General features: G+C 38.2%; 4 protein-coding genes and 2 pseudogenes. 4 read left to right on the forward strand and 2 right to left on the reverse strand.

The features are described 5' to 3' along the window. Both I8751_RS17665 and I8751_RS17670 read right to left on the reverse strand, forming a co-directional pair. A partial coding sequence (locus I8751_RS17665) for a helix-turn-helix domain-containing protein (RefSeq protein ID WP_214438711.1) occupies nt 1-229 on the reverse strand: 229 nt, incomplete at its 3' end. 10 nt (nt 230-239) lie between these two features. Next, nucleotides 240-461 carry a hypothetical protein gene (locus I8751_RS17670; RefSeq protein ID WP_214440439.1) on the reverse strand — a complete coding sequence of 74 codons (222 nt, stop codon included), beginning with the start codon at nt 459-461 and terminating at the stop codon, nt 240-242. 205 nt (nt 462-666) lie between these two features. Between I8751_RS17670 and I8751_RS30470 the strand changes: the two genes are divergently transcribed. From I8751_RS30470 to I8751_RS17695, 4 genes and pseudogenes are all read left to right on the forward strand, one after another. Continuing rightward, nucleotides 667-915, forward strand: a complete 249-nt coding sequence (locus I8751_RS30470) for a hypothetical protein (protein ID WP_404800437.1) — start codon at nt 667-669, stop codon at nt 913-915. A gap of 59 nt (nt 916-974) precedes the next feature. Beyond that, nucleotides 975-2,008, forward strand: a pseudogene (locus I8751_RS29730) (IS4 family transposase); the annotation flags it as partial. Between the two features lie 34 nt (nt 2,009-2,042). Further along, nucleotides 2,043-2,474 (forward strand): LbetaH domain-containing protein, encoded by a 432-nt coding sequence (locus tag I8751_RS17690; RefSeq protein WP_225894222.1) that lies wholly within the window; start codon nt 2,043-2,045, stop codon nt 2,472-2,474. 180 nt (nt 2,475-2,654) lie between these two features. Further along, nucleotides 2,655-2,923 (forward strand): annotated as a pseudogene (locus tag I8751_RS17695) (IS4 family transposase); the annotation flags it as partial.

Consider the following 2,923-nt stretch of genomic DNA (forward strand, 5'->3'; position numbering starts at 1 on the left):
ATACTAGACTGGCGATTCCCAATTCTGTATAAGCCTTGAACCACCTTTGTACTGTGGCACTTCCTCTTCCCAACACTACCGCTAAATCTTGTATTGTCCTTACCTGACCTATCTTTAGTAAATACAATGCTTGAATACGTTCTTTTCCTAATGCTGTTTTCTGTTTTTTCAGCAGTTCACGTAATTCCTCTGCCGATTCTTCTATTTTTACTTTGGTGACTCCAGCCATGAACTTCTGCTCATATTTCTGACTTAACTATTTCTATCATTTTTTTAGTGAATTGGTATGACAATAGAGATAAATAATCAGTGTCAATTTCTAGGCATGGTAAGCTACGCAATACTTCCCCAATCGCTGATAATTGCTGGTAGCCACTTAACCCGCCCCAGCGAAAAGGTTTACGACTGGTGAGATTGAGTGCATCTCTAACAGCAGCACGAATCTGAAATTCAATTGCCATTAACTGTGCATCTCGTGATAAATAGGGAATGTCTAAAAAAAAGCGGCAGTATCTGGTGCTACTACCAAGCTTGGGTCTTGGGGTCGTTCAGAATACTGGGGTACTGGCGGTAGTCCATCTAAATCTGCCTTTAATTGTTGCCTTAGCTTTGTATCGAAAGGTAATACAGACCTTGAGGGGAGACAAAATACCCTGAAATAGATATATGGCAAGTAGTGTAGCAATTTATGGTAAAAGAAAAAGAGCATTAATTCGCAATAAGCCCTTTTTAATGATAATATTACCAGAATTCTACGAAACAAACCTCAAGCGAGAATTGGGACGTGCAGAATATTTATTACTAAAAATCCTGATAAATTTATTACAATCTATTAAAACTGTAAGCCTTGAGGCATTGGCCAATACGGTTCGGATAAGCACTATGAACTTTCCTTGTGGCCTGGGAAAAGGTTAAAGGGTAAGGGGTAAAGGATGTATTGAAAACCTTTCCCCTTTCCCCTTTAACCGAACCGTATTGAGGCATTGGCTACAGCTTTACCTATTCCAATATTGTTTGAAAGTAGAAGAAAAAAGATTCAACGTTTTTTATCTCTGAACTACATAAATGTTGAAGAAATATGGTTTCCCATAGTTAAAAGCTGGCTAGAAATATATTTTCCTTTGGCTGAAGTTGTTTATGTAGTTATAGATCGGACTAATTGGGGATGTATTAACCTATTAATGATTAGTGTGGTTTGGGATAAAAGGTCTATTCCGATATATTTTGAGTTGTTAGACAAATTAGGTTCGAGTAATTTTGATGAGCAAAAAGCTGTTTTCAATAAAGCATTACCTATTTTTAATAATTATGAAACTGTTGTATTAGCAGATAGAGAGTTTTGCTCTGTGAAACTAGCAAACTGGCTCACAGAGAAGAAAGTGAACTTTTGCTTACGTCTAAAAAAGATGCATTTATAGAGGTATAACCTGAAGTTTGGCTGCAATTAAAAGATTCCGGTTTATTGCCTGGAGTTTCGTTCTTTTATCAGGGTATTAAATATACAAAGTCTACAGGATTTATCAGCTTTAACCTTGCTGCTAAATGGAAACGTAAACGCTTTGGAGTTATCCCAGAAGAGGGTTGGTTTATTTTAACTAATTTAGATGATTTAGATTCGGCTATTCAGGCTTATAAACAACCTTTTGATATTGAAGAGATGTTTAGAGATTTTAAGAGCGGTGGCTATAACTTAGAAGATACTAATGTATCAGGTCAACGTTTAATTTCATTAATATTATTAATCTCACTTGCCTATACCGCTGCAACTATATCTGGTCAAAAATTTAAACGTATGGGTGTTCAAAAATATGTCGGTCGAATCAAAGAATCTAGGCGGACAGTTCGCCGTCATAGCAGTTTTTATATTGGATTATATGGGTCTAACTGGGTCGATTTTATGGAAAATTCTTATGAATTGGTGGCTGAATTAATGACACTAGCTCCTAATAAACGTAAGTATTATCAACAAGGAGAAAGGGCTATGAGGCTTATTTTATCTGCATCCTAGCCCTTTTTGTCCCCCCGTAAGGATTATGGCACACATGACCACAATCAAAGGTGCAGCTAAAATCGGGCTTCAAGGCTCAACCGGGCCTTTTACCGACCCAGTTACCAATACTCAGTTCAGCAACACTGTTCCAGAGACGTTTCTCGCCTTCAACTGTGAAGTAGACGGTGCAACTATAGAAAGAAACACAGTAGTCAACTTTCTCTCGCGGGTTGGCCCTGGCGTTACCTTACCTGCTGGTAAAGTTGTTTTGCCTGGTAGAAATGTCACAACTAACCTAGAAGCTAGTAGCGGTCTCTTGGGCAAAGTTGCCAATCTAACACAAGCCGACGTTGCATTGATGGAAGGTGTCGTTGAAGTCAATCAAGCATTGGCTGAAGGTTATACAGACTTAGCTAGGGCAGACTTGACAAATGTAACAGGAATTAATTACGCTCCCGTCACCGCTTTTAACCCCGGAGGCTGAAGGGGTGACAAAGAGGCTGAAGCTCAGGAAATACAAGAGTGTGACTGTTTTGGGGTAAAAAAAGATAGGTCAGGTATTCTCAACAAGACCTATCAAATGATAATGTTACCTAAATTCTACCAAAACTGCTTTCAAAATGTACTGACACCCGCACAGTACAAGATGTTGGAAATCTTGATTATGCTGTTACAATTTCATAAAACTGTGACAATTGAGAAGCTGGCGACAGTATTTCCCCAACCGATAAAATTTGAGAGTCGGCGACGAAGCATCCAAAGATTTTTATTACTGCCAGAGTTATCAATTCAATACATCTGGTTTCCATTACTCAAAAGATGGGTTAAAAACAGCAGACAATCTCAGGAGAAACAATTGATATTTGCGATTGATAGAACACAGTGGCGTGGTGAAAATGTGTTCGTCATTAGTTTAATAGAACAAAAAAGAGC

Origin of the sequence: Atlanticothrix silvestris CENA357 (assembly GCF_016056295.1) — a bacterium.
Lineage (GTDB): Bacteria > Cyanobacteriota > Cyanobacteriia > Cyanobacteriales > Nostocaceae > Atlanticothrix > Atlanticothrix silvestris.

Excerpts from the sequence above, each read along its gene's own strand:
- I8751_RS17670 (WP_214440439.1), bottom strand. The coding sequence starts at position 461 with ATGGCAATTGAATTTCAGATTCGTGCTGCTGTTAGAGATGCACTCAAT.
- I8751_RS30470 (WP_404800437.1), top strand. The coding sequence starts at position 667 with ATGGCAAGTAGTGTAGCAATTTATGGTAAAAGAAAAAGAGCATTAATT.
- I8751_RS17690 (WP_225894222.1), top strand. The coding sequence starts at position 2,043 with ATGACCACAATCAAAGGTGCAGCTAAAATCGGGCTTCAAGGCTCAACC.